22 protein-coding genes and 1 pseudogene are annotated in these 24,292 nt (G+C 62.0%); 12 read left to right on the top strand and 11 right to left on the bottom strand.

Going from position 1 to position 24,292, the window contains the following annotated elements:
- Window positions 1-239 precede the first annotated feature (239 nt).
- Both FHT87_RS18540 and FHT87_RS18535 read left to right on the top strand, forming a co-directional pair.
- Window positions 240-1,082 carry an SDR family NAD(P)-dependent oxidoreductase gene (locus tag FHT87_RS18540; protein WP_183803892.1) on the top strand — a complete coding sequence of 281 codons (843 nt, stop codon included), beginning with the start codon at window positions 240-242 and terminating at the stop codon, window positions 1,080-1,082.
- A 153-nt stretch (window positions 1,083-1,235) separates the two neighbouring features.
- On the top strand, window positions 1,236-1,526 hold the full coding sequence (locus tag FHT87_RS18535) for a hypothetical protein (RefSeq protein ID WP_183803889.1): 291 nt from the start codon (window positions 1,236-1,238) through the stop codon (window positions 1,524-1,526).
- Window positions 1,527-1,665: 139 nt separating this feature from the next.
- On the opposite strand, the gene FHT87_RS18530 is transcribed toward FHT87_RS18535, so the two are convergent.
- Window positions 1,666-2,205, bottom strand: a complete 540-nt coding sequence (locus FHT87_RS18530; RefSeq protein WP_183736178.1) for a Pycsar system effector family protein — start codon at window positions 2,203-2,205, stop codon at window positions 1,666-1,668.
- 179 nt (window positions 2,206-2,384) lie between these two features.
- Here FHT87_RS18530 and FHT87_RS18525 point away from each other — a divergent pair, with 179 nt between their 5' ends.
- The 4 genes from FHT87_RS18525 to FHT87_RS18510 all read left to right on the top strand — a co-directional run bounded on the left by FHT87_RS18525 (window position 2,385) and on the right by FHT87_RS18510 (window position 9,441).
- Window positions 2,385-6,110 carry a FecR domain-containing protein gene (locus FHT87_RS18525; protein ID WP_246699621.1) on the top strand — a complete coding sequence of 1,242 codons (3,726 nt, stop codon included), beginning with the start codon at window positions 2,385-2,387 and terminating at the stop codon, window positions 6,108-6,110.
- On the top strand, window positions 6,110-8,125 hold the full coding sequence (locus FHT87_RS18520; RefSeq protein ID WP_246699620.1) for an adenylate/guanylate cyclase domain-containing protein: 2,016 nt from the start codon (window positions 6,110-6,112) through the stop codon (window positions 8,123-8,125). The genes FHT87_RS18525 and FHT87_RS18520 overlap by 1 nt, the downstream gene beginning before the upstream one ends.
- A gap of 82 nt (window positions 8,126-8,207) precedes the next feature.
- Window positions 8,208-8,900, top strand: a complete 693-nt coding sequence (locus FHT87_RS18515) for a fumarylacetoacetate hydrolase family protein (protein ID WP_183803883.1) — start codon at window positions 8,208-8,210, stop codon at window positions 8,898-8,900.
- A 10-nt stretch (window positions 8,901-8,910) separates the two neighbouring features.
- Window positions 8,911-9,441 carry a gamma carbonic anhydrase family protein gene (locus tag FHT87_RS18510; RefSeq protein ID WP_183803880.1) on the top strand — a complete coding sequence of 177 codons (531 nt, stop codon included), beginning with the start codon at window positions 8,911-8,913 and terminating at the stop codon, window positions 9,439-9,441.
- Window positions 9,442-9,524: 83 nt separating this feature from the next.
- On the opposite strand, the pseudogene FHT87_RS18505 reads toward FHT87_RS18510, so the two are convergent.
- Window positions 9,525-10,222 (bottom strand): annotated as a pseudogene (locus FHT87_RS18505) (DUF1223 domain-containing protein).
- Window positions 10,223-10,456: 234 nt separating this feature from the next.
- On the opposite strand from FHT87_RS18505, the gene FHT87_RS18500 reads away from it, so the two are divergent.
- From FHT87_RS18500 to FHT87_RS18490, 3 genes are all read left to right on the top strand, one after another.
- Window positions 10,457-11,311, top strand: coding sequence for a cytochrome b/b6 domain-containing protein (locus FHT87_RS18500; protein ID WP_183804039.1), 855 nt, complete (start codon window positions 10,457-10,459; stop codon window positions 11,309-11,311).
- On the top strand, window positions 11,308-12,084 hold the full coding sequence (locus tag FHT87_RS18495) for a molybdopterin-binding protein (protein ID WP_183803877.1): 777 nt from the start codon (window positions 11,308-11,310) through the stop codon (window positions 12,082-12,084). The genes FHT87_RS18500 and FHT87_RS18495 overlap by 4 nt, the downstream gene beginning before the upstream one ends.
- Before the next feature lie 120 nt (window positions 12,085-12,204).
- Entirely contained in the window at window positions 12,205-12,975 is a 771-nt protein-coding gene (locus tag FHT87_RS18490; protein WP_183804036.1) for a glucose 1-dehydrogenase, read from the top strand.
- Between the two features lie 191 nt (window positions 12,976-13,166).
- On the opposite strand, the gene FHT87_RS18485 is transcribed toward FHT87_RS18490, so the two are convergent.
- Entirely contained in the window at window positions 13,167-13,907 is a 741-nt protein-coding gene (locus FHT87_RS18485) for an SDR family oxidoreductase (protein WP_183803874.1), read from the bottom strand.
- Window positions 13,908-14,043: 136 nt separating this feature from the next.
- On the opposite strand from FHT87_RS18485, the gene FHT87_RS18480 reads away from it, so the two are divergent.
- Complete coding sequence (locus FHT87_RS18480; RefSeq protein ID WP_183803871.1) at window positions 14,044-14,718, top strand: TetR/AcrR family transcriptional regulator; 675 nt, start codon at window positions 14,044-14,046, stop codon at window positions 14,716-14,718.
- A gap of 150 nt (window positions 14,719-14,868) precedes the next feature.
- On the opposite strand, the gene FHT87_RS18475 is transcribed toward FHT87_RS18480, so the two are convergent.
- On the bottom strand, window positions 14,869-15,246 hold the full coding sequence (locus tag FHT87_RS18475) for a nuclear transport factor 2 family protein (protein WP_183803868.1): 378 nt from the start codon (window positions 15,244-15,246) through the stop codon (window positions 14,869-14,871).
- Window positions 15,247-15,372: 126 nt separating this feature from the next.
- On the opposite strand from FHT87_RS18475, the gene FHT87_RS18470 reads away from it, so the two are divergent.
- The gene (locus tag FHT87_RS18470) at window positions 15,373-15,834 is read left to right on the top strand and encodes a MarR family winged helix-turn-helix transcriptional regulator (protein ID WP_183803865.1); all 462 of its coding nucleotides are present in this window, start codon (window positions 15,373-15,375) and stop codon (window positions 15,832-15,834) included.
- A 24-nt stretch (window positions 15,835-15,858) separates the two neighbouring features.
- Here FHT87_RS18470 and FHT87_RS18465 read toward each other — a convergent pair whose 3' ends face one another.
- Window positions 15,859-17,406, bottom strand: a complete 1,548-nt coding sequence (locus tag FHT87_RS18465) for a DHA2 family efflux MFS transporter permease subunit (protein ID WP_183803862.1) — start codon at window positions 17,404-17,406, stop codon at window positions 15,859-15,861.
- Window positions 17,407-17,734: 328 nt separating this feature from the next.
- Window positions 17,735-18,403 (bottom strand): TetR/AcrR family transcriptional regulator, encoded by a 669-nt coding sequence (locus FHT87_RS18460; protein ID WP_183803859.1) that lies wholly within the window; start codon window positions 18,401-18,403, stop codon window positions 17,735-17,737.
- Window positions 18,404-18,635: 232 nt separating this feature from the next.
- Here FHT87_RS18460 and FHT87_RS18455 point away from each other — a divergent pair, with 232 nt between their 5' ends.
- Window positions 18,636-19,835 carry a TCR/Tet family MFS transporter gene (locus FHT87_RS18455; RefSeq protein WP_183803855.1) on the top strand — a complete coding sequence of 400 codons (1,200 nt, stop codon included), beginning with the start codon at window positions 18,636-18,638 and terminating at the stop codon, window positions 19,833-19,835.
- A gap of 12 nt (window positions 19,836-19,847) precedes the next feature.
- Here the strand turns inward: FHT87_RS18455 and FHT87_RS18450 are convergent, their stop codons facing one another.
- The 5 genes from FHT87_RS18450 to FHT87_RS18430 all read right to left on the bottom strand — a co-directional run bounded on the left by FHT87_RS18450 (window position 19,848) and on the right by FHT87_RS18430 (window position 24,269).
- On the bottom strand, window positions 19,848-20,453 hold the full coding sequence (locus FHT87_RS18450; protein ID WP_183803852.1) for a GNAT family N-acetyltransferase: 606 nt from the start codon (window positions 20,451-20,453) through the stop codon (window positions 19,848-19,850).
- On the bottom strand, window positions 20,429-21,307 hold the full coding sequence (gene copD / locus FHT87_RS18445; RefSeq protein WP_183803849.1) for a copper homeostasis membrane protein CopD: 879 nt from the start codon (window positions 21,305-21,307) through the stop codon (window positions 20,429-20,431). The genes FHT87_RS18450 and copD overlap by 25 nt, the downstream gene beginning before the upstream one ends.
- The gene (gene copC, locus FHT87_RS18440; RefSeq protein WP_183803846.1) at window positions 21,307-21,672 is read right to left on the bottom strand and encodes a copper homeostasis periplasmic binding protein CopC; all 366 of its coding nucleotides are present in this window, start codon (window positions 21,670-21,672) and stop codon (window positions 21,307-21,309) included. The genes copD and copC overlap by 1 nt, the downstream gene beginning before the upstream one ends.
- A gap of 280 nt (window positions 21,673-21,952) precedes the next feature.
- Complete coding sequence (locus FHT87_RS18435; protein WP_246699619.1) at window positions 21,953-22,888, bottom strand: copper uptake system-associated protein; 936 nt, start codon at window positions 22,886-22,888, stop codon at window positions 21,953-21,955.
- Between the two features lie 7 nt (window positions 22,889-22,895).
- A complete protein-coding gene (locus FHT87_RS18430) occupies window positions 22,896-24,269 on the bottom strand; it encodes a PepSY domain-containing protein (protein ID WP_183803843.1) in 1,374 nt (457 codons plus the stop codon).
- Window positions 24,270-24,292: the final 23 nt, after the last annotated feature.

The following is a 24,292-nucleotide window of genomic DNA, read 5'->3' as shown; positions in this document are numbered from 1 at the left end:
AGGCAGCGACCGAACCGGTCGCCGCTTGTCCGCGCTCGTGACCATCGGCCCTCGAAGGCAATGGCCACGAGCGCTATCTGCTGCAGGCAAAGTGGACGAGACCTCGATCCGCCAGCAGTCTCCCTCTATTCACAATGGCACGGCGGCACCGTATTTTACGTTGCCGGCAAGACATGCCGCAGCCTGGATGCGCGCTCAGCCGCGCCGGTAAATCGCCATTGCAAGGGGGGACAGCCAGCATGAAAGATGTCGTCGTATTGGTAACGGGCGCAAGCCGCGGTGTCGGCCGCGGGATCGCACTCGCCCTGCTCGCAGAGGGCGCCACGGTACACGTGACCGGCAGGACGCGTTCCGAAGCTGAAGCAAGCTCGGGAGGCAACCGCGCGGGCTCGCTGGAAGGGCTAGCGCTCGAGGCTGCGCCCCTGCCCGGACGCCTCGTCATCCATCAGTGCGACCATGCCAACGACGCTGAGACCGAGCGTGTGGCGGAAGAGATCAGAGCCGGCAACAGGCTGGACATTCTGGTGAACAATGCATGGCCCGGCTATGAAAACATGGTCGAGAATGATGATTTCACCTGGCCTCGCGCCTTCTGGGAGCAGCCCCTCTGGCGGTGGGACGCGATGATGGGCACGGCACTGAGGGCGGCTTTCATCATGTCGCGTGCAGTGGCGCCTGTCATGATCTCGGCGCAGCGCGGTCTCATCGTCAATATTTCATTCTGGGCAGCGCAATTCTACGACGGGAACGCGATCTATGGCATGGCCAAGGCTGCTGCGGACAAGATGGCCGCAGACTTCGCGCATGATCTGCGTCCGCACCGTGTCGCCGCCGTCGCACTCTATCCCGGCCTCGTGCGCACCGAAGCCGTCATGCAGAATGCCGAATATTTCGACCTGTCCAACTCCGAGTCACCGCAGTTCATCGGCCGCGTCATATCAGGGCTTTGGCGAGACGCGGCGCTGATGTCGAAATCCGGCAAGGTCCTGGTCGCGGCAGAGCTGGGTCAGGAATATGACATTGCCGACATCAACGGCTACAGGCCTGTTCCCCTCACTGCGGCGGACTTTGCGAAGAGCTGAGTTCAGATGCCGAGCCGTCCAGACAGCCGGCGACAGCGAAGGTGACATTTAGCCAGCCACTCACCCTTCCGGATTATTTTCAGCAACGCGGCCCGCACGATTTACGCGTAACTTGCAACCTGATATCGCTGCCCGCGGGTTAAGGGATATCACATGACGACGCGCAACGTCGCGGGGATCGCCGGGGATGCCGACAAGGCGTCCTTCGTCCAGGTCCTATTGCGACCAATCAGATTTTTCAGACTCCACACGGTGCTGACAACTTGGCACTGGTACTACGCATGTGAGCCGGTAACGGGCACCGACGGCGAGATACTTGAAGGCTACGTCATGCGCCGGCGAGAAGCTGGCTCAATCCTCTACCGCCACATGACTGATGACGAGGCCGAAGCGTGCAAGACCGATCTCCATGTTTTGGCCCTTTTGAGATTTGGCGGCGTCTAGAAGGGGCTGGATAGCGCCAACCAATCTGAGCCTTCCCTTATCGTGCAATTTGCTACCCGCAAGAAGCCCGCCGCCTCAACTCCTTCCTCATCCCGCATCCCGCATTCTCAGACATTTGCCGCAAACCGGCAGCGCCCCATCAGGCCGCCACCAAAAGCAGCACATAAGCCACGACCGTCACCATCAGCCCCCGAAACGCAATCGTCACGAAGCGGTATTTGCTGCGGGCGATATGCGAGAGAATGTCGGCATTCTCCACATATTGGTCGAAGAGATAGCGCTCGTCGCGCCGTATCGCCGCATCGAAGAAGGCGTCACGATGAACAGGCCATGCGCCCCAGAACATCGATGTTGATTTGTCGAGCCGCCGCGGCAGCACCACGAGGATGGCCGAGAGAATCGAAAAGACCGAGGCTGCGGCCAGGAGCCCGGAAAAGAGGATGGCCTGCGGCGTGCCCTGAGCATAGCGCGCAAAGGTGAAGACCGCCCTCACCTCGGCTGAGCTCACAAGAAAGGCGAGCATAAAAGTAAAGATATAAGCGGCCTTCTGATCCGATATCTTGATCTGATCATAGAATATGTCGTTGATTTTCTTGACGTGGTCGAAATACTCCGAGCTGACATCCTCGGTCGACGGAGAACTGGAGGGCAGTTCCGCAAAATTCTCAAACTCGCTCAAAGGAAGTCCCCACCCGCAATAGTGTTTCCCTAATATTACACTTGGCCTTTAAAGCAAGAACACGTGTGCATCCAGCTTGACTTTTACACCCCGCTTGGCCAAACGGGAAAAGGATGCGGGGGTATCTGTCAATGTCGGGGCCGAAGTCTATTCTGTGCGCAAGTACATCTCTTGCGCTCATGTCAGCGTTACTTGCATTTCCGGTTGCAGCCGAGCCGCTGCAGCGCCCGACGCCGGTTGCAGGCTCCGTCATTGCCCGCAAGGCGGGCGAGGAAGTGCGCTTCGTCGATGTCACCAACTGGCGCGTCGTCGATCTCAATCAGGACCTCCTGGATGGAGACGTGCTGCGCACCAATGCCACCGGTCAGCTCGCCATCCTCTTTTCCGATCACACGCAGATCCGCCTCGGCCGCAATTCGGCGCTGCAGGTCAAGAAGATGTCTCAAACCGGAGACACGATCCTCAACCTGCAGTCCGGCACCATCTGGGCGCGCGCCCAGCGCGGCGGCCAGGGCCTGACGGTCGAAACCCCTGCCGCCGCCGCCGCCATCCGCGGCACCGACTGGACGATGACCGTCGAGGGCGCCAAGACCTCGATGATCGTGCTCGAAGGCCGCGTGGCGCTCAGCAACCCGCAGGGCAGCGTCGAGGTGAACGAGGGCGAAGGGGCCGTGGCCACCATCGGCCAGGCGCCGCACAAGATCATCAGCGTCAACCCCGACGACCGCGAGCAGATGCTCTTCTATCTGGACCTGCGCGACGGCTTCGATCTGATGCCGACCTCGCCGCTGCGGGCCGACCGCATGGCAACCGAGCGCCGCCGCCTGCTGGCGCTGCCAGCGGAGCGTCGCACGACCGAAGACTGGCTGGAGCTGGCCGAAGTGCAGAGCGCCTTCGACGGCCGCCAGGCTGCGGCCGCAACATTGAAGAATATCCGCGGCCGCACGCTGACGGTCGCCCAGCAGGCGCGCGTCGACCTGATCGACGCCACGATTGCCGGCTCGGAAAAGCGCTATGGCGATGCCGCAAAGCTCTTCCAGAAGGCCCTGCCGCACCTCGACCCGACACGCCGCAACATGGCCCAATATGGCGGCTATTTCGCCCGCTCGCTCGCCGATCCCGCCCATGCCGAACCGCCGCCGGCCAACGCCACCGGCCCCTATGGCGCGATCATGGAGGCTTACACGGCAGGCTTCCTGGAAAACCCGCGCGCGGCGATCGAGATCATCAGGAAAGCGGAAAAGCGCTATCCCGATGATCCGACCCTGCCGGCGGTCCGTGCCGAGCTGGCGGAGCTCACCGATGACCGTGAGCAGATGAAGGAAGCAATCGAACGCTCGCTGGCGCTCGACCCTGATCATCCGATGGCGCTCGCCGCCCGCGCAGGCTACAAGGCAAACTATGAGAGCGATATCAACGGCGCGCTTGCCGATCTCAATCGTGCGATCGAACTCGCGCCCGGCGGGTCGAGCACGCTGAATTCGCTCGGCCTGCTGCAGAGTTCGCGCGATGCGAATGGCGAAGCGGAAAAAGCCTTCAAGAAGGCGATTGAGCTCGATCCGCAGGACCCGCTGCTGCACGCAAACCTCGCGATCTTCTATCTCGATCAGGCGCGCATGAAGGAAGCCAAGCGCGAGATCGATACCGCAATCGCGCTTGACCCGTCCTTCGATCTCGCCTTGCTCGCCCGCGGCCGGTACTACCTGCAAATCGGCGAGAGGGACAAGGCGTTGGAAGATCTACTGGCGGCCAGCACCGCCAATCCGGCCCATTCGCAATCGCAGCTGATGCTCGCCGCTGCACACTATGAAAAGGGCGACCGGCTTCCGTCCGAGCAGGCGCTCGACAACGCCAACCGCATCGATGATGACGATCCGGCCATCTCCGCCTTCCGCACGGCTGTCGATATCGACGATTACAATGCCGATGGTGCCATTAGCAACGCGCAGGAATTCCTGCGCCGCTCGCGCGCCCGCGGCGGCGATTTCAGTGGGCTCGGTGCCAATCAAAGCGCCGGCTCGACGCTGAACAACGCCTTCCGCCTGCAGGGCCTGGATGCCTGGGGCCGCTATTATGGCGATGCCGTGTTCGATCCTTTCAAAGGCAGCGGCTATATCGACCAGTCGATCAAGGGCAGCATCTTTCCCTTCGTCAACGCGACGAGCTTCAGCGATGACAATGTCATCCAGTACCGGAACAACGCATCGAGCTACTCGTCCTTCATCCAGGGCTTGCTGCTCTCTCCGCACATGCTCTCCGGCCGTTCGCGCGCGGCAACGCTGTTCGACGTACCCTTCATCGAAGGCTCGCTCGGCGGCGGCATCAACAGCGTCGACGGCCATACGCGCGGCATCGGCGAGGCGGAAATCCAGGGCTATTCGAACGCGACGATCCCGATCAGCTTCTACGGCAACCTGACCTGGGAAGAACTGGCGCTCGATGGCGACTACCGCGACTTCGGCGGATATGCGACGGAGAATAACCTGCTCGGCGGCAACGGCTATCTGACGGCAACGGTGACGCCGGATGATCGCGTGGTGGCCTATGTCAATCACGCCAAGAATGACGGAACGTTAAGTGCGCTGTCGCAGAGCACACTTCTGACGGACACGCTCAATGACGCTTTGATCCGTTTGGGAGTACCGCCGTTTATACCCACCGTCGACCTACCACTCTATACGGATCGGCGCGCCACTTCAGAGACAACCAATGCGGGTTTAGGGTGGAGTCACACGTTCGGTTACGAAAATGTGTTAAACGGCGCCATTTTGTATTCCGGGAGTAAATCCAAGGTAACAACCGCCTTCCAAGTCGACGATGCTTTGCTAATCGGCACACCTGACCCCGATATCATTCCTTTTAGCGATAGTACCGAAGAGTTGTCTTCAAAAGCTTACGTTGCAGCGCTGAGCCATGCCATTGGCAATGATACGCTCACCTGGCGATACGGTATCGAAGGTGGATGGATTGATGCAAGCGCTAGCAGTCTTTTTCACCTGAACGAGATTATTCCCGCCTTCCCGCTCATTCCGGAAGGTACGGACGAAACGCCCGAACGCTCTAGCCGCACCAATATCGGTCGCGCCTATGTCGATGTGTTGCATGACATCACACCCGACCTTAAGGGCGAATATGCGTTGTTTGCCACGCGTCTCGAAGGTGATGGAGTCGATGTCAGCCGGCTTGAGCCGCGCTTCGGCCTTGCCTGGGCACCGGCTCAAAACCATTGGCTGCGCGCCGCCTTCATGCGCCAGAGCCTCGATACCGGCGTGCCGACGCTGGCTCCGATCGGCATTCTCGGCCTGCAGTCCAACCAGTTCACCGTCGGCGCAGAGGGTTATGCCGATACTGTCGCGCTGCAATGGGATGCCGAATGGACCGACCGCTTCTTCACGTCGGTCGAATACCAGCATCAGGAACTGCATGATTTCTCGATCGATCTGCCGTTGATCGCGCTTCCGGCCATCGAAAGCATGTCGCTCTCCAGCGGCAGGATCGACCGAGCCGGCATCACCGCCAACGTCGCGCTCGGTAATGGTTTCGGCCTCTCGGCCACCTATGCCTATATGGATTCCGAAAACCAAGATCCGGAAACCTTCAATTACGGCGGCAACTTGCCCTTCATACCGCAGAATTCGGGCCAGATCGCACTGACCTGGGTCAACGAAGCCAAGGTCAAGGCCACTGTTGCCGCAAACTACATCGGCGAGCGCGACGGCGACGATATCGGCACCAAGCTCGACGATTACTGGAGCCTCGACGCGCACCTGATCTGGGAACCCTTCGACAAGCGCATCGCGCTGGAAGCCGCCGCCTATAACCTGCTCGACGAGGATTTCGAAATAACGCCCGGCGTGCCCGGCTGGGGCCGCGCTTTCAAGGGCACGCTGAAGATCCGCTTCTGATGATGGCGCGCCCGGCCGCCCTGCACCGCCCCAAGGCAGAGCGCCCGGATCAGCCGCGCGGCGAGACCGGGCGCCCACCCGGCTGGCCCTTCTCCAACCGCGGCATCCGCCTGCTTGTGCTGGCGCTGGTCACGCTGATCACCATTTCCCTGATCTCCCGCCTGCCTGCCTGGACGCTGACGGAGCTGCGCACCTTCGACTATCTCTCCACCATCGACGATCCGACCCCGCCCGATGGCGGGCCGATCATCGTGGCGATCGACGAGCCGGCGCTTGCCGATATCAATGCTCAATGGCCCTGGCCACGCAGCCTGCATGCCGAACTCGTCAAACAGCTGCGCGCCGCCGGCGCAAAGGCGATCGCCCTTGATATCATCATGGCCGAGCCGTCGACGGCGGAAAACGATCAGGCCATCACCGCTGCCGTAGGCCCTGATGTCGTTCTCGCCGGTGATGAAACGCTGATCAAGACGCCGCAGGCCGACCAGCTGCTGCGCACCACGCCGCTGCCGCAAATGACGGATGCCGGCGCGCGCACCGGCATTGCTTCCATCACTCTGAATGGCGACGGCATCTTCCGCAATATTCCGTCCTACGAGGATGGCTTCGCCATGGAGCTTGCAAAGGCTGCGGGCATCAAGGCGCTGCATCTGCCGGCAGGCTCTCTCATCCAGTCCTTCGGCCCGGCCCGCAGCTACCCCACCGTCTCCTACTATCAGGCACTCGATCCAAAGAATTTCCTGCCGCCCGACATCTTCAAGGATCGCGTCGTGCTGGTCGGCCTCAGCCTGCAGAACGCGCCCGAGATCGACCAGGGCGGCGCCGATGCCTATGCCACGCCCTATACCGTCCACACCGGCAAGCTGATCTCGGGCGTCGAGGTGCAGGCCACCATCTATGACAATATCGTCCATGGCCTGGCGATCACGGAAGCCGGCCTGCCTGTCGTCGCGATTTGCATCCTCATATCAGTCGCTCTCGCTGCCGCCACCGTCTGGAAGGCCACGAGCTGGCGCACGCTGGTCGCCACCGCCGCCGCAATCCTCGCCTTTGCGGCAGTCAGCTATGCCGGCATCCGCATCAGTCATGTCTTCGTCTCGCCGCTTGGGCCGACCGTCGCCTTCGTGGCGGTCGCCTTCGGCCAGGCGGCGTTCGATTATACCGAGGAGCGCCGCCAGAAGCGCCAGATCACGCTGGCCTTCGCCCAATATATCTCGCCCGATCTCGTCAAGCGCCTCTCCAACGATCCCTCGCAGCTGAAGCTCGGCGGCGAGCGGCGCACGCTGACGATCCTGTTTTCCGATGTGCGCGGCTTCACCACCATCGCCGAGACCATGAAGGACGATCCCGAGCAGCTGACGGCGCTGATCAACCGCCTGCTCACACCGCTGTCGGATGTCGTCATGGATCACGGCGGCACGATCGACAAATATATGGGCGATTGCATCATGGCCTTCTGGAATGCGCCGCTCGACGACCCCGACCATGCCATCCACGCGGTCAAAGCCTCGATCGCCATGCAGGATGCGATCGGCACGCTGAACCGCGAGCTGGAGCGCGAAGCCACCGCGTCAGGCCGGACGCTGCACGTGCTGAAAATGGGCGTCGGCATCAACACCGGCGAATGCATCGTCGGCAATATGGGCTCCACCCGCCGCTTCGACTATTCCTGCCTCGGCGACAGCGTCAACCTCGCCTCGCGCCTCGAAGGCGCCTCGAAAAACTATGGCGTGGCCCTGCTGCTCGGCGAGGAAACCGCCCGTCTCGTCGCCGACCGCTACGCCGTGGTCGAGCTCGACCGCATCATCGTCAAGGGCCGCACCGTGCCCTCGCCCGTCTTCACCGTTCTCTACGGCTCGCATCGTGATGCCCTGCCGGAGCATAACGCCTTTCTGGAGGCGAAATATGCGGGCACGCTCACGATGGCAGATCCCGCCTTCGAAACCCTGCCGAAAGCCATACCGGAGCTTTCAGCCTATTACGCGCTGATGCGCGGCGCCCTCGCACAGGACTGACCCGGCCCAAACCGCACTTTCCCCCAGCCGCCTTTTGCGTCTAGGATGTCGAAGACTCGTCAATCAGCCAAGAAGTCCCGCCATGTCCCTTCCCGCCACCGTCATTCCCTTGCCGCAGCCCGTTCTCCTGCCCGTCGAAGGCAGCGCAGAAAGCTTTCCGGTGCGCCGCGTCTATTGCGTCGGCCGCAACTATGCCGACCACGCCATCGAAATGGGCCATGACCCGAACCGCGAGCCGCCCTTCTTCTTCCAGAAGAATGCCGACAACCTGTTTTCCGGCAAGGACTTCCCCTATCCGCCGCTGTCGAACGACGTGCATTTCGAGGTCGAATGCGTGCTGGCACTGAAGGCCGGCGGCGCCGATATACCCGCCGAAAAGGCCCTCGACTGCATCTATGGCTACGGCGTCGGCATCGATTTCACCCGCCGCGACCTGCAGGCCGAAGCCAAGAAGCTCGGCCGCCCGTGGGAACTCGCCAAGGCTTTCGAACATTCCGCGCCCGTCTCTCCCATCGTCCCGGCCAGCCGCATCGGCCATCCCACCGCCGGCCGCGTCTGGCTGGAGGTCAATGGCGTCAAGAAGCAGGATGGTGACTTAAACCAGATGATCTGGAAAGTGCCGGAAATCATTGCAGAGCTTTCGAAACTCTTCGTTCTCGCCCCCGGCGACGTCATCATGACCGGAACACCTGCCGGTGTCGCCGCCATCAACAAGGGCGACAGCATCTCCTGCGGCGTCGACGGCGTTGCGACGCTCTCGCTCAAAGTGGTCTGAGGAGGCAGTAATGGCGATCTATGCGCTCGGCGGTATCAGGCCGAAACTGCCTCCCCCAGGCACCTTCTGGATCGCCCCCGACGCGCATGTGATCGGCGATGTGGAACTTGCCGAAGAGGTCGGCATCTGGTTCGGCGCGGTGCTGCGCGGCGATAACGAACCCATCGTCATCGGCAAGGCCACCAACCTGCAGGAAGGCGTCATGGTCCACACCGACCCCGGCTTCCCGACCACGATCGGCGATCGCTGCACCATCGGCCACCACGCCATCATCCACGGCTGCACGATCGGCAACAACGCGCTCATCGGCATGGGCGCCACCATCCTGAACGGCGCAAAAATCGGCAACAACTGCCTTGTCGGCGCCAATGCGCTCATCACCGAAGGCAAGGAATTCCCCGACAATTCCCTCATTGTCGGGGCGCCCGCCAAGGTGATCCGCGCACTGGACGACGAGGCGGTCGCCAGGATCACCCAATCCGCAAAGAAATATGTCGGCAACTGGCAGCGCTTTGCGCGGGATCTCGTGCGGATCGATTGAAAATCGACTGTGGCGCATCGACCAAAATCGACGCTGGGCGGATCGCAGGCGACCGCGGGAAAAATGAGGCAGCGAGCCGGTTTTCAGTCGGTCGCTGCAGCGAGAATCCTGCCGCCTTCTGCTCCTGGACGATGATGGCGCTCTTGAGGTCGCCGGTTGCAGCCGGGATCGGCAACCTCAACATCTTGCCGTCCCAGGTCCCGAGACGCTTCAGTTCGTGCACGACATGGGCGTGCGGCAATGTCTCGCCGGCATTCTCGCCTCTGGCGACCGGAACCTGCACGGTGCCCGGAGCATAGCGGACGAGCCACACGTCGACGGCGTCGGTCCGGTCCTTCGCAGCGTCGATGACAGCCGCATCCCGGACGAGCGCGATCCCGGGGCCGGACAGTGCCGGTTCGGACGCGATTACGCGCCGGATCTCGTTGAGATCATAGCCGACGGTCGACTGATGGCCATTGATCACCATCTGCGGCGTGAAAGGGCCGGATTGGCCAAGTGCAGGCTCATAGGTCACCTGCCGGTCGGTGAACTCCCTCTTCCCGAAAATGTCCTTCCATCCAAGATAGTCCCAATAAGTCACCGAGAAGCTCAAGGCGAGCACATCAGGATCGTTGCTGAGCTTGACGAGATTGGCATTGGCCGGAGGACATGAGGAACAGCCCTGGCTGGTGAACAGTTCGACGACCGCAGGCGATTGCCCGGCTGAGGCCTGAGCGGTGGAACCAAGGCCGAAGACTGCTGCGATGATCGCAAGATTGAACGCGGCGGATTGTTTCATGGCGGTGCTCCCTGGTGATCTGCATCTCGTTCTCCTTCGCAGGTGGAACGCCATTCGTTACAGCTTCACGCACTTGTGACGGCGTCGCCCGGATGTCCGGAAAGCCGCGCCGCCAGCCTTTCCCGGCGAAAGGTTCGCGGCTGCGAAGAAGAAACTTCGGGAGGCCAGTAACAAATCCCGCTTCGCCTACGTACATGCAGTAGGGGCGTGACGGTACCGGACATCGAAACGATCATGGCAACACTCGACGATCACAGCCAGGCCACTCCAACAGGCCCGATGACAACAGTCATCCGCCGGCACTCGCTGGCGACCCGCATTACACACTGGATCAACGTTCTCTGTCTCAGCCTGCTTCTCATGAGCGGGCTGCAGATTTTCAATGCCCACCCGGCGCTCTATTGGGGCCAGTACGGCGCGGATGCAGACCCGTCATGGCTGTCGATCGGCGCCGTCGATGGCGGCACGCGCGGCGTGCTTCGCATCGGCAATCTGCAGATCACGACAACAGGCGTTCTCGGCGTTTCGGGAACGGGCGATGACGCGACCGAGCGTGGCTTCCCTTCCTGGATCACTATTCCGAGCTACCAGGATCTCGCAACCGGCCGCCGCTGGCATCTGTTCTTTGCCTGGCTCTTCGTCATCAACGGATCGATCTATGCGCTCATCGGCTTCCTGTCAGGCCATTTCCGCCGCGATCTGGCGCCGAGCGGCGAAGAGATCTCGCCGCGCCATCTGGGGCAGGAAATCACCGACCACGCGCGCCTGCGCTTCCCCAAGGGTGAAAAGGCAAGGCGTTACAATGTGCTGCAGAAGCTCGCCTACCTGATCGTCATCTTCATCCTGCTGCCGCTGATGTTTGCAACGGGCTTGACCATGTCACCCGCCATGGATGCCGGCTATCCTTTCCTGCTCGACCTCTTCGGCGGCAGGCAAACGGCCCGGTCGATCCACTTCATCTGCGCCTGGTCGATCGTCCTCTTCGTTTTCGTGCATATCGCCATGGTGATCCTGTCCGGCCTCTGGAACAACATGCGCTCTATGATAACGGGCCGCTACGTGATCGAAACCGAAAGGGACGATCGATGACCTTTTCCATCACACGCCGCGGCCTGCTGATCGGCTCGGCTGCCGGCCTCGGTGCTTTCGGCCTCACCGGCTGCGACGATGTCGTCCAGAACTCCAATGTCCAGTCCGTTCTCGACATGGCCGAGACGCTGACGATGAAAAGCCAGCGGCTGCTCGTTCCCAAGGACAAGCTGGCGCCGGAATATTCCGAAGCCGATATCTCGCCGACATTTCGGCCGAACGGCACGAGCCAGCCCGACAGCGAAGCCTACGCACAGATGATGGAAACCGGCTTTGCCGACTGGCGACTGAAGATCGACGGGCTGGTAGAGCGTCCCGTCGAGCTTTCGCTCGCAGATCTGAAGAAGCTGCCCTCACGCACCCAGATCACCCGTCACGATTGCGTCGAGGGCTGGAGCGCCATCGGCAAGTGGAGGGGCGCGCCGCTCGGACCGCTGCTGCAGAGCGTGGGGCTGAAGCCGGAGGCCCGCTATGCCGTCTTCTACTGCGCAGACCAGCTCGAACTAACGCTGGACGGCAGCGGAACCTATTACGAGAGCATCGATCTCATCGACGCCTTTCACCCGCAGACCATCCTCGCCTACCAGATGAACGGCAAGGATCTGGAGGTCGCCCACGGCGCCCCGCTTCGTCTGCGCGTCGAGCGCCAGCTCGGCTACAAGCATGCCAAATACCTGATGCGGATCGAGATCAAGGACAGCTTCGCCGGCCTGTGGGGCGGCAAGGGTGGCTTCTGGGAAGACCGTGGCTACGAGTGGTACGCCGGAATCTAGGCACTCGCGCCTTCGGACAGTGCTGCACGAGACGCCGGGCAGCTGATTGATGTGCGCGGAATATCTGGCATCCGCACACCGACGCTGGCATAAATGAGCTTCATCGAGGGAGGCATCATGATGCAGAAGAACGCGCCGGACTTCAGTCTTGCAGGCAAGGTGACTTTGGTGACGGGAGCGAGCCGAGGCATCGGTCGAGCTTGCGCACTTGCCTGCGCCGCAGCAGGCTCCGATATTGTCCTGGGGGTCCGTGATGTCGCAGCCTCGGCGGGCCTGGTTGCCGAACTCGAGGACACGGGCCGAAAAGTTCTCCCTGTCGAACTGGACATTCCCAACAAGGCCCATATCGCACAAGCCGTCGACGCGGCGCTTGCCACGTTCGGTCGGATCGACATCCTCGTCAACAACGTCGGCGTGGCTCCGGGCAATCTCGCGGAACTTGTTGAGGAGAAGGATCTTGATGAGATACTCGATGTCAACATCAAGGGCACCTTTCTGATGACGCAGGCAGTTGGCCGGCACATGATCAAGCGCAATGGGGGCCGCATCATCAACATCAGCTCACAGGCCGGTACTGTGGCACTACGTGGCGAGGCAATCTATTGCATGAGCAAGGCGGCAATCAATCACCTCACGCGCTGCCTTGCAGCCGAATGGGCACGCTACGATATCACCGTAAATACCGTATCGCCGACGTTCATTCACACCGACGGTACAGCACCTTTTCTATCCGATGCCGACAATCGCAAAGCGACGCTCGATCACATTCCACTCGGTCGAATCGGTGAAACCGATGATGTGGTGGGTGCCGTTGTCTTCCTTGCATCGCCGGCTGCGAGTCTGATCACCGGCGCGAACCTGCTGGTGGACGGTGGATGGTCCGTCGCCTGAGGCCGAGACGCCAGCGGCACTTTCCTCCGCAACTTGACGCGGCTCCCACCATTCACGGCCACGACCATTGCCGAGAAGGCGAGCGGCCAACTCTGGCATGCGTCTCCTCTGCCAGCGCTTTCGAAGGATGCGAAAAAGGCCGGCATCGGCCAGCCTTTTCCTTGTGCTGATCTTCCCGAAGCCAGAAGCCCTCAGGTGTTCAAGCCGCCATCCACATTGAGGATGGCGCCTGTGATGTTCCTTGCAGCCGGGCTTGCGAGGAAGGCGACGGCAGCCGCCACATCCTGCGGCTCGCCATAGCGGCCGAGCGGTATCAGGGCGCGCTGGAAATCGGCAAATTCCCCGTCGGCCGGGTTCATGTCCGTATTGGTTGATCCCGGCTGGATCAGGTTGACGGTGACATCCCGAGGTCCGAGTTCGCGGGCGAGACCACGCGTGAAGGACTGCAGCGCGGATTTCGTCATGTAATACACCGTGCCGGTGTCGCCGACGATGCGTTCGGCGCCGGCCGAGCCGATATTGATGACGCGGCCTCCCGCTTGCAGATGGGGAATGGCGGCCTGCGCGGCGAGCACCGGCGAGCGCACGTTGACATCAAGCAGCGCATCGATCTGCGCGACGCTGAAGCCGGCAATCGTATCGTAAAGCGCGATGGCGGCATTATTGACGAGAATGTCGAGGCCACCAAGCGCGCGAGCCGCCGCCTCCACCGAGCGCTTCACGGCCGCCGGATCGGCACTGTCGGCCTGGATTGCAAATCCCCGCCTGCCCTTGCCCTCGATAGCATGAACGACCTCGGCGGCGCGTTCGGCCGAGCGCTCATAGGTGATGGCGACATCGGCGCCCTTTTCGGCGAGCGCCACCGCAATGGCGGCACCGATCCCACGCGATGCGCCCGTCACGAGAGCACGTTTTCCAGCGAGTTCAGTCATCAATCGTCCCTTTCTGTATTGATCGACACAGAATTAGCTAGGAATGCCAAGCGTGCCCGTCAAGAATATTGTATCGATCGACACAAAATATTTCGAACCGTTGTCGAGACGTACCGGCGGGTTTATATAATGACCGATGCAGAAATCCGACCAGACGCCGCAAGCCCAGGATACGACGGCCAACGAGACGACAGCCACCCGCACCCGCGGGCGACCGCGCGCCTTCGATCGGGAAGCTGCGCTCGCGAAGGCGACCCGCCTGTTCTGGGAAAAGGGTTTCGAGGCGACGTCGATCACCGACCTTACCGAGGCGATGGGCATCGGATCGCCAAGCCTCTACGCGGCCTTCGGCTCGAAGGAGGCGCTCTATGCCGAGGCATTGAACTACTACCAAGAGACCAACGAGGCGCTTGTCTGGGCAGGCTTTCGCGCCGCCCGCACGGCGCGCGAAGCCGTCAAGGCGCTTCTCATGGACTCGGCGGCGGTCCTGACCGGCTCCGTCGTCGATATTCCCCTCGGCTGCATGGTGGCCCTCTCCTCGGTTGGCAGCGAGGGCCATGCCGAACTCGGCGAACTGGTGCGAACCGCCCGCGCCGTCACGCTCGACCTTCTGAAACTGCGCCTGACCCAGGCGGTATCGGCAGGCGAAATTCCGGCCTCGACCGACATTCACGGCCTCGCCCGTTTCGTGCAGACCGTGCAGAACGGCATGTCGATCCTTGCCCGCGATGGAGCAAGCCGCAGCGAACTGGAATCCGTGGCCGAGGTCTCGATGCTCGGATGGGATGCCCGCACGAAAGGACAATCATAGCGCGACGACCGGCATGAGCCGGAAGTGGCGGCAGACGTGGCGATCTCTGCGCTCGCAGGCGTGTGGCGGGGAATTGCGATCTGGCTTTTCTCGACCATGGCCGTACGCTAACGCACTGTAAGCCGGCGCCGGATGACCGCCCTTCCCGGCCTAATCCGCCTCGCCGATGTCGAAGCGAATGATCCTGTCGCCTTCCATGCGGAAGATATGCGTCACAGTCTTGTCCTTCAGGCCATGATCCTGCCCCTCCAGCGGCTGGCCATTCAGATCAAATACCCTCTGGATCACCTCGACCTTTATGGCGCCATCGTCCGTGTGCCGGATTGCGACCGGCTCGACATGCGGGCTGACGATAGCCCATTGACGTGTCCAGTAGTCGCGAACCGCCTCACGTCCATGAACATGGCCACCCTCCATGCCGTTCGCCCAGGCGACATCATCGGCCAAGACGGCAAGCACGCTGTCGATATCCCGCGCGTTGAAGCGCTCATAGATGCGCTTGATAAGTTGCGTCTGCTGTTCCGACATGCTGTTTCCTCGATACAGGTTGAAAGGCCGTTCAGCGGGATCGAACCAACGTTGACCGGCACAGTGCACGCGGATACATACGTACATATATAGATCATAGTCAACGGTCGACAAGGAGCAAATGCAATGAGTGAAGACGTGCTTTCCACACCGGGGCATCTCATCAGCCTCGCTGCGCGAGGCTTCGCCCGCCTCAGTGAATCACGTCTCAAACCGCTCGGCTTCGGCGTCGGGCAATTGCCGGTTCTGGTCGCGTTGCAAAACGGCAAAGCAAGCACGCAACGCGACCTCGCCCGCTTCGCCAAGGTGGAGCAGCCGCCGATGGCGCAGATGCTCGCGCGCATGGAGCGGAATGGCCTGATAGAGCGCACCCCCGACCCGGCGGACGGTCGAAGCAGCCACATCATGTTGACCGAGGCCGCACGGACACGCATGCCCGAGGCAATAGCGACCTTGTTTCAAGGCAACCGCGAGGCGCTGAATGGCTTCACAAATGCGGAAGAGGAACAACTCGTCGCCCTGCTGGTCCGGCTGATCGCAAACCTGGATCAAATTGCGAGTGCCGATCTGCCATCACGCGACCCCTGATTTTTCATCCCGTCGCGCCGACCATCACCCCGCCGGCCGCGCCACCTTCCGCGCAAACGGCACCCACAGCAGCGCACACCCCGTCAGCACCGCAACCACCATCCACGCCTCGTTGATCGCCTGAACGGTTGCAGCCGTCTGCACCAGCGGATCGAGCATCGCTGTCGTATCGGCATCGAACTCTCCCTGATGCCCGGCAATTGCCTGCAGCGGCGCACCGACGAAAGCGGCAATATCCACATCCCCCGCTTTCAGCCGATTCCAGATTCCCTCTCCCAGCGGGTCCGAGCGGGTGTAGATGACAGTGTCGATCAGCGCGATGCCGATTGCGCCGCCGAGGTTGCGCATGAGATTGAAGAGACCGCTGGCATCAGGAATGCGCTCCGGCGGCAAGGTGCCGAGGGCCAGACGCGTCGGCGGCAGCAGGCAGAACATGATGGCGACGCCGCGGATGATCTGCGGCCAGAACATCGCGTCGTAATCGGTCTGCGGATCCTGAAACGCGCTCATGCCGATGCCGATGGCAAAGAGCGTGAAGCCGACAGCAGACAGCAACCGCGCATCCGTCCGCTTTTCGAGAGCGACCGCGATCGGCGCGGTGACGAGCTGGGCAATGCCCGTCACCAGCATCGTCATGCCGATCTCGAGCGCGTTGTGTCCGCGCACGAAGGCGAGAAAGACCGGCATGAGATAGACGGAACCGAACAGCCCGATGCCGAGAACGAAGCTCAGGGCGGACCCCACCAGAAAATTTCTGTTGCTGAAATTGTTGAGCTCGACCACAGGTATCGCTCTGCGCAGCGACCGCCATGCGAAGACGCATCCCGAGACCACAGAGAGACCGATGAGGCCGGCGACGTAAAGCGAGGTCCAGCCGCTCGTCGGCGCCTCCTTCAAGCCGATTTCCAGCGCTGCGAGGCTCGCTGCCATCAGTAGCAACGAGACGATATCCAGATGCCACAGCTCCGACAGGTTGACGCCCTCCCGGGGAAGCGCGCGCATGGCGACGAGCGCTGCCAGAATGCCGGGAATGATGTTGATCAGGAACAGCCAGTGCCATGAATAGGTCTCGGTCAGCCAGCCGCCGACAACAGGCCCGATGGTCGGTGCGAGAACGGCGAGAACGCCGGCAATCGTCGTGGCAAGCGCCTGCCGCTTATCGGGAAACAGGATGAAGACGGCCGAAAACACCGAGGGGATCAGCGTGCCCCCGGAAAAGCCCTGGACGACCCGCCAGGCGATAAGCTCGCCGAAATTGCCGCTCGCAGCACAGCCTGCCGAGGCGATGACGAACAGCGAGAGCGCGGTCACGAAGAGCCAGCGCATCGTCAGCAGGCGGGTCAGGAAGCCCGTCAGCGGTATCGCCACCACTTCGGCGATGAGATAGGCAGTCTGAACCCAGCTCATCTGATCCGGATGAATATCGAGCGCCGACTGGATGGTCGGAAGCGACGTTGCGACAACCTGCACGTCGAGGATGGCCATGAACATGCCGAGGCACATGGCCAAAAAGCCGATCCATCTGCGCCGTGGCGCAACTGCGGACGAAACGGGTTCAGACCGGTCGGGCATGAAATGGTCCTGCAAGAGCTTCGTTCTCAGCCTGATCCTGATTGCTGGGGATCAACGCGTCGGCCACGGACAATAACCGCGATGTGCCTCTATCGCCAGAGCACCTGGTCCGCCGTCAGCATGCCGATAACCGGCGGCGATTTGCAGGGGATCTCAAGTAAAGATTCTTGAATTCTTCCTCTTGCAATTTGTGCCGACACGCATCATATCCCGGCTTCACCTGAAAACGAACTTGCGCTTGGTATCGACGTTGGTCGAGCCGCGTTCGAGCTTCACAGGACAAGGGCGCTCCCCGCAAGGGTCGAGCGCCCTTTTGATTTTAGCGGATTCAGGCGTAAGCCGTGCCCGTCATGGCAGCCTTCACTCCCAGACTTCCCTGATCAACGAGCGCGAGAAAGACGGCCTTCGCCTTCTCAGGGTCCTGATGCTGCCGGAAGCTCCGGTGCGCCTCGATGAAGGCGACGCTCCAGGCGGCAAGCAGCATGGCGCTCGCAAGCTTGGCCGCAAGATCGTCAGCCGGCCGGCCGGCACTTTCGGCAAGCGCCACCGCCAGTTCCCCCGCAATCTCGTCCCGGATGGTCCGCGCCCTCGCCTTCAGCGTCTCGCTGTTTTCCACCGTCTGGATGAAATTCTGGCTCGCCGGCGAAAACAGCAGGTAGGGCGTCTGCTGGTTCACGAGCCGGTACGCCAGCAGACGCAATGTCTCGATCGGCGAAACCTCGGGATCGCGCTGCCGCAAGGCCTCGCGCAGCGTCTCGCGCGCCTCCTCGTCGCGATCGAAGAACATGTCCTCCTTGCGCGGGAAATGGTTGAACACCGTCATCCGCCCGACATCGGCCGCCGCCGCGATCTCATCGACGGTCACATTCTCGAAGCCCCGCTCGAAAAACAGCCGGTCGGCGGCAAGCGAGATGGCACGGCGCGTGGCAAGGCGCTTGCGGGATCTCCGATCGAGCAATGTTGGGTCGGAAGATGTGTCGTCTGCTGGCATCGTCATGGCGCCCTCTATAACAGGATTTATGTACTGAGTACACCGACGTTGACAGGCAGCGCCTGACATCCTATTACTATACTCAGTACATATTTAGATGAAGTACACATCAAGCCAAGTTGACGTGGAACCGGGCCGCCGCCATGCCCGGCACCGCGATCGGCAAAGCCTTTCCTGCATCCTTCAGCGCCGCCGGCCGCGTGACCGGCAAACTCATCATTTCCCCATGATATCAGCTATGAACAAACCCCTCATCGTCATCTTCACCGCCATCTGCCTCGATGCCGTCGGCATAGGGCTGATCTTCCCCATCCTCCCGCACCTGCTTCAGGAGGTGACGCAGACTGAGGACATCGCCGTCTATGTCGGCATCATGACCGCGCTCTATGCCGCCATGCAGTTCGTCTTCGCCCCGGTGCTCGGCGCCCTCAGCGATGGGATCGGCCGCCGTCCGGTGCTCCTGATTTCGCTCGCCGGCGCCGCGGTCAATTACGTCATCATGGCCTTTGCGCCATCCCTCTCGCTGCTCTTCATCGGCCGCGCCATCGCCGGCCTCACCAGCGCCAATATGTCCGTCGCCTCGGCCTATATCACCGATATTTCGCCCGCCGATCAGCGCGCCCGCCGCTTCGGCCTCACCAACGCCATGTTCGGCGCCGGCTTCATCATCGGCCCCGTTCTCGGCGGGTTGCTCGGCGATTACTGGCTGCGCCTGCCCTTCATCGCCGCCGCAGTGCTGAACGCCTGCAACCTGCTGCTCGCCCTCTTCGTCCTGCCGGAGTCGCGGACACCATCGCGCCAGCGGATCGATCTCGCCGAATTGAACCCGCTGCGGCCCCTCAAATGGATCGTCTCGATGAAAGGCCTGCTGCCCATCGTCTCCGTGTACTTCGTCTTCAGCGCCGCCGGCGAATCCTATGGCACCTGCTGGGCGCTCTGGGGCTTCGACACATTCGGCTGGAACGGCTTCTGGATCGGCCTGTCGCTCGGCGCCTTCGGCATCTGCCAGACGGTCTGCCAGGCCCTCCTCCCCGGCCCCGCCACCCGCCTGCTCGGCGAACGCTGGTCGGTCATATCAGGCATCGCTTGCGCCTCGATCGCCCTCCTCGTCATGGCCTTCGCAGACCAGGGCTGGATGATCTTCGCCATCATGCCGGTCTTCACCCTCGTCGGCATCGGCAACCCCGCCTTCCAGGCGCTCGCCACAAGGCAGGTCGAGCCCGACCGGCAGGGCGAACTGCAGGGCGTACTCGCCTCCACCGTCAGCCTCGCCTCCATCATCGCCCCACTTGGGTTTTCATCGCTCTATTTCGTAACGCGAGAGAATTGGCCGGGCGGCATCTGGCTCTCGGTAATCGCCCTCTATGCAATTGCGATGCCGCTGGTGTTCATCAGCACGAGAACTGCTGGCACCTTACGGACCGAAAATGCTTGGTAAAGGCATGACCGCTTACGGCGGTACGGCCGCTGCCGTTAAACGCCGCGTCATGAAGAGGCTTATTGGCGTCCCCGCATAGGGCGGGAAAGGGTCGCAAGGCTGATACCCTCCGCGCCGATAGAGTTGCTGCGCCTCGGTATTGCGCGTTCCCACTTCGAGCAGCATCGTGAGTGCGCCAAGTTGCATGGCCTGAGCTTCCGCCCCTTTGAGGAGGGCCATACCGACACCAGCCCCTCGCGACTCCGCGTCAACAATCATGCGCTTGAGTTCAGTCGAATAATCACCCCTGTCAAACAGCACGCACATCCCGACAGCTTTCCCGGCGATACGGGCGATGAGAACATAAGTATCTGTCTTTGCTAAAGACTCCGCATTTATCGGTCGCCGATATTCACCCGGGTAAAGCATAGCGGCGACAGCATCCGATTGCTGCAGGAGGGATGAAACCTCTGACTGCATCGGGTGTTCGGGTTTAACGGAAATAAGGTTCATCAAAGCAAAGCTCATATCGCCGAGATAACGCCAACGCACAAGACTGCGGCCAACGCGCTCTGTCAACAGAACCGGGATTTTGCTGACGACCTGATGGCCGGTTATGGCTCCAGCGTCCCGAACCATGCGACAAGCGCCACGACGCCGATGGCGATCACGATCTCCGCAATCGTCCCGGCCGCCAGCGCATTCCCGGCAGCGCGGGATCGACCGATGCGCGGCACCAGCCCATAGCGGTTGAAGACGGCCATCAGCACCATGAGCACGGCAAGGCCGATCTTAAGCGCAAGCAGCCGCTGATAAGGCACGCTCCAGTCGAGCGGCAACCCGCCTGTTATCAACAGGCTGTTGGCAAGCCCCGAGAGAATGACCAGCGCCACGGCGACATGCCCCGCGGTCGAAAATCGGATCAGCGCCATCCGTGCATCAGTTCCCGCCGTGTGGTCGCGAAGTCGGCAAAGGACGAGCGCAACCGGGGCCAGCGCCCCAATCCATGCGCCGCCCGAGAGCACATGCACGATGTCGTTTGCCCGGTGCAGCACCCGCAGCCAGCCGTCATTCATCGCCGCATGGCCGGTCAGCGCCAGGCCGCAGAGCAGCAAGGCGGAAACGATGGCTGTCGCCGCCATCTGCCGATGCGACGGCAGCCATGTCACCGCCAGGAGAACAGCGGCAAACATGGCCTGCCAAGCCCATGCAGTGCCGATGGAGGTTCCCGTCAGCACTGATATCATCGTGTCCGTATCCAGCCCATCCGCCCAGCCATTGCCGAGCGTGGCGCTGCGCACCGGCAGCAGCGCCGTGGTGGAGATCACGGCCAGCGCCACGGCCGCAAAACGCACCACCCCGAGCTTCGCCCAGATGCAGCCGCTCAAACCCTTGGGAACGAGCAGCCACAGATAGGCTGCGCTGCCCCAGAGAAACAGCGCTGCCCCGTCGAAGGCGAAACGGCAGAGGATGAAGGCCGTATCCGGTGTCATCAGGGATTGACGGTGAACGTGAAACTGCCGTTCGTCTTGTGCCCGTCGGTGGAAAGCACATGCCAGTCGACCGTATAGCTGCCGGGCGCGAGCTTGTCGGAGACCGGCACCATCAGCACCTTGTCGCCGTCCTTGAGCATGCCGTCGCCGAGCTTGATGTCCTTTTTGTCCGGGCCGGTCACGGTGACGCCGCTGAACTTGAGATTCAGCTCTTCGGTGAAGCTGAGATCGAGTTCGCTGGGCGACGCGACGGCCGCCCTGTCAGCCGGCTCGGAGCTCTTCAGATGCGCATGCGCGAAGGCCTGCCCTGCAAACGCGATGCTTGCAACGGCGGTGACGGAGAGAATACGGGTCATCGGGGACATCAGATCATGCCTTTCGTTTGGTTGGGACAGGCGGTCGCGCAAGGCCCTCGCGAGATTAGACAGTCGGAGAGCGGATTTATTCCGCGCCCTTTCGTAATTCACTCGTGGGCTTCGCTCTTTGATCGGCGTCATCTCTTTCTCTCCGTCATCCTCGGGCTTGTCCCGAGGATCTGCATCGGCCCATGGCAGATCCTCGGGACAAGCCCGAGGATGACGGCTGAGGGAGTGGCAAGCGAAGACCACACTTGCGGCAAGCCCGAAATGGCAAGGGTGCGCGCGCTCATAGGCCATGCCCCTCATGGCCGCCCTGACCAGCGCCACCGGCCTCGCCCGCCATCATGACGGTGCCCTCGAAGCTCGCAAACAGCGCCAGAACCTTTGGGTCAAGCCCGGCTTCGGCCTCAGCCAGATCCGCCGCAAGCACCCCGGCATCCTCAGCGGAAAGCCCGGCCTTCTCCAAAGCCGCAACCTCCTTTATGCCATCGCCGCTGCAGAGAACGATGCTCCACCCGTGATGCCCCTTCTTCAGCAGTGCCCGTCCGCCGCGCCCGTCCTGCTGCCAGCCGGCAATCGCCCAGTCGTTCCTGACGACCACGGGCAGGATTGTCAGCGGCTTGTCCGGCCTCTCGAACATGGTCTTCAGCGTCGCCGGGATCGCCTCCTCCGGCGCTAGTCCGGACATGTCCATGCCCTCCATGCCGGGCATCGCCATCCCGCCATGATCCATCGCACCATGGTCCATGCCGCCGCTTGCCTCACCGATGTCATCGAGCGGCCCGGCAATCCTGCCGACGGCAAAATCGACCTCGATCTTTCCAGCCCTCTCGAAGCTCAGCACCACCCGGATCGTCTCGCCCTGCTTGAAGGGCTTGCTCACGTCCTGGAACATCAGGTGGTAATTGGGCGCAAGCGTCACCGTCTGCCCGGCGGGAATGGCAAGCCCGCCCTTCAGCTCGCGCATGGTCATGATGCCGTTATCCATGCTCATCTGGTGCAGCTGCACGGTCCTGGCGCGGTCCGAACTGGCGGCAACGAGTTTGTCCGGCTCGCTGCCCGTATTGGTGATGACAAGATAGCCATCGCCGACCTTGGCCCCCGGCACCATGGAATGCGAAGCCGCATGGTCGATCCGGATCGTGCCGGCGGCCGGGTCCTGCGCAGCCGCAGCCGTCGCAACCAGCAGACCCAGAAGAAAAGAGAAAATCGTCTTCATCATCCCCTCCTCAGGCAAAGGCGCGCTTCAGCGGCGGCACGAAGCGGATCACCATCTGGTCGAAGGCGATCATCAGCAGGATCGTGAGCCCACTCATCGGAAAGGCGACGGCGAAGATGAGCACGATGGTCCAGAGCCCCAGATAGACGGAGCGCCGCGGCGGCATGGGCGGCACGCCGATGCGACCGGCCGGTCGCCGCTTCCACCACATGACAGTACCTGTGACGCAGGAAAGGATGATCGCCAGGCACGTCGCCAGCATCAGAAGCTGGTTGAAGAGCCCGAATTCCTGCCCCTGATGCACATTGATGCCCCATTCGATCGCCCGCCCCAGGAAGGGATACTGGCCGAAGGAGAGATCGACGAGCGGCTTGCCGGAATACTGGTCGATATGGAGAGTGCGCTCGTTGGTGAGGTCATCGGGATAGATCGCCGCCGTATAGACGCCGGTCTCGCTGCCGGGAATGGCGAGATCGAAACCCGGCGCCATGCCGAGTCCGCGTGCGATCTCGACGGCGCGATCGAGGCCAACAGGTTTCTTCGACTGCGCCGCCGCGATATCCGACAGCGGCACCGGCGCCTGCTCGACGATCCAGCCGGCCTTCGGCAGGATATCCTCCGTCACCTTCTGCGATTTCGGCACGGCATCCCACAACTGCACGGGATAGCCGAGATCATGGCTCGTCAGCCACGCATTCACATTGGCGCCCCAGTATCCCGACCAGGGCATGCCCGTCATCGCCATGAAGAAGATCAGGATGCCGGCGAATGCGCCTGTCACCGCATGAAGATCGCGCCAGAAGACGCGCCGCGCAGGCGTCCCCCGCACGGTCACGACACCACCCGCCTGCCGCCGCGGCCACCAGAGGTAGATGCCGGTCACGACCAGCACCATTGCAAAACCGCCTGATATCTCGATCAGCTTGTTGGGCGTCGCCCCAAACAGCGCAAGGCTGTGGATGCGCTTGACGACATAGTTGAACTCCTCGGTCGTCCCGACCGTATCGAGCACCTTGCCGTCATAGGGATTGACGAAGACCAGCGTCGAGCCGGCCTCGGTGGAAACGGTGACGATCGCCGAGCGGTCGAGCCCGGCCGGATCCTTGTAGGAGCTGGCGACGGAACTAGGCACGGCCGCCGCCGCGATATCGGCGATCTCATGCGGCGCCAGCGCCTCGCCGGCAGGCTGAACAATATAGCGATAGGCAAAGACCGTATCGTTGATCTCGTCCTTGAAGAGATAGAGCGAGCCGGTGATCGCGAGATTGAGCAGGAAGGGAATGGTGAGCAAGCCGGCAAAGAAGTGCCAGCGCCAGATGGCGCGATAGAGCGAAACGCCGGATACGGCGTTGTCAGCCGGTTCGGCTGCAGTGGTGGTAGACATGGAAGTGTATCCGAATCCGCGGC

Source organism: Rhizobium sp. BK316 (genome assembly GCF_014193695.1).
Classification (GTDB): domain Bacteria; phylum Pseudomonadota; class Alphaproteobacteria; order Rhizobiales; family Rhizobiaceae; genus Rhizobium.
The sequence above is the reverse complement of the archived record's forward strand: the minus strand, read 5'-3'. Positions and strand labels throughout refer to the sequence as shown.